Raw genomic sequence first — 2,103 nt, forward strand, 5'->3', positions numbered from 1 at the left:
TATCAGATGATTTAGTTTACAAGAGAATTGGTAAAAATGGTTTAAAAAGAAGTCATTTTTTAGTCATCCGTAAGTCTGATAAAACTAAAAAATATATTCAAGATTTCATTTCAAACTTTACTGATGAATTTTCAACGGACTAGTTTTTTCAGCTTGCAGAGAACGTTTAGTATATGGCAAATAGGGCAGTAGAAAGCGATAATCTTTCAGGTTTTCTCTGAGCCAAAGCGTTGTATTTTGTTTTTATCTTTTTCATTTTAAAAGCCAAATCAACGATTTGGCGGTGTTGGTAAATAGCACTGAACTTTCATAATCCACCGAACGCCCTATTTGCTATATACAGTGTTGTATGGCGTTTTAATTCTTAATCATTATTCCGTCTAACTTATCTTTATCAATCCAGAATTCCACAGTTTTCGATTCGAGTTCTTTATCAATCTTTTCATTCCGCATTTTATAATTCTGAATAACAACTCGAACCTTGATTCTGTCTTTTTCTAATTGAACTATTTCGGTATCATAAATCCGTTTACTAATGCTTTTGTCATAATTCTCTATTTCCAGAAACTGGTCATTAAAGGAACCATGGTCAACATAGATTGCCCTTCTTTCAATTAAAACCGTCTTACCATTATTTATCAATAAGTAAGCTGTGTCTTGAGGCGTAACATAATGTCTAACACTTCGCTTTTCCGGCTTTTTAATTTTTAGCCAATCATGTTTGAAGTCCAGTTTTATTTGGGTGTTCAAATAATCTGAATTAAGAGAATCAATTTCAACATATCCAATGTTCCAGCTCCCTTGTGAAAAGCAACTGGTTCCAATAAACCCAATAAATATTATGCTTAAAATATATCTCATTTGATTTTCTTTAATGCCATACAACGGTTTTAATAAAGCTAGTGCGGTTTTCCGTGATTATGAAAGTAACACAAATTTCCTTCTTCAGACGTCATGGTCAAACGAAGACCTAATGACCGCATTAGCTTTATTTGTTGTTGTGGTGTCGGCTTTTTTTATTTAAATCCTATTTCAATTTTCTTCTGTTCTGGTTCAATGTCAATCCAATCCATCGAGTCTGTAATTGGAATGCAGTCGATCATTTCTGTTCCTTTCGTATTTCGTCTCAGTGCGTATTTTCCGAATCGAATTGTTATTTCATATTCGTCTTGTCCTTCTTTTCCTATCCGCGATTTCGTCTAAATTTGCCTTATGTCGTTTACACTTTTTTTAGTCAACTGATTGTCGGAGATTCGGTTCCCAAAAATTCCGTTACACCAAAATCCATATAGGCCTTGTCGGTAAGAATTTTCAAATGTCTGTCCGGGGTGATACTCCAAATGAGTACATAATTTCTCATAATACGGAATGGCCTGATATGTCTCTTGATCGTTCATTTTTTAGCTGCACCACAACGTGATTGTGTAAGGAAAGTTGCGTGTTTTAAGCAATAAATTTATTAAATAAAACACAAACCAAGAAAATCCGCGAGGATTTTGGTAAGTAGGCTTTTACTAGCAATTTTTTTTACACGGTGTTGTGGTTAGTTTTTTATTCGTTTCAATATTTCTGTCAACTTAAGGAATTCTAAATCATATTTTTCTATAGCAGTGGTTGTTTTCATATTCAAGTCCGACTACTATAATTAGTCCTTTTTTTTAATTCGTTCTGATTTCGGAATTTTTCAAAAGACATATTACTTTTTTCTGTCTTGATACTCTTTCATTGCATAATTTATTTCTTCCTGACTCATTTGGTTTCCACAATAACGGCAAATTTGAGCTTCCATCTTAATTGATTCTTTGCATTTATAGCACTGTTTTCTAGGTTCAACTCCGTATCTTAAGATTAAAAATGCAATCCATCCAAAAAACGGGTGAATTCCAAAAAGCATCCAAAGTTTAGAAACTCCTTTAATTTTTGCCCATTTTAACCCTAACCAAATAGGAACAACCCAGAGTATAATAATAAATAGTATAACAACTATAAAACCAATTACACCTTCAAATATATTTTCCATAAACTATTCTTTATCCTTCTAAATAATTAATTTTAATCTTCACTTTTCAAGTATTTTTTTCGTTTTTTTTAGTAATTAACCAC

The 2,103-nt window shown here is 32.2% G+C and carries 3 protein-coding genes; all 3 read right to left on the reverse strand.

Features of this window, described 5'->3' with window-relative positions:
* Positions 1–357: 357 nt before the first annotated feature.
* Positions 358–861: a hypothetical protein gene (locus CXF67_RS09500; protein ID WP_102088546.1), complete on the reverse strand. Its 504-nt coding sequence runs from the start codon at positions 859–861 to the stop codon at positions 358–360.
* Between the two features lie 338 nt (positions 862–1,199).
* Positions 1,200–1,397, reverse strand: coding sequence for a hypothetical protein (locus CXF67_RS17860; RefSeq protein WP_145990442.1), 198 nt, complete (start codon positions 1,395–1,397; stop codon positions 1,200–1,202).
* A gap of 299 nt (positions 1,398–1,696) precedes the next feature.
* Complete coding sequence (locus tag CXF67_RS09505; RefSeq protein ID WP_102088547.1) at positions 1,697–2,020, reverse strand: hypothetical protein; 324 nt, start codon at positions 2,018–2,020, stop codon at positions 1,697–1,699.
* Positions 2,021–2,103: the final 83 nt, after the last annotated feature.

The organism is Psychroflexus sp. MES1-P1E (assembly GCF_002836055.1).
GTDB lineage: Bacteria > Bacteroidota > Bacteroidia > Flavobacteriales > Flavobacteriaceae > Psychroflexus.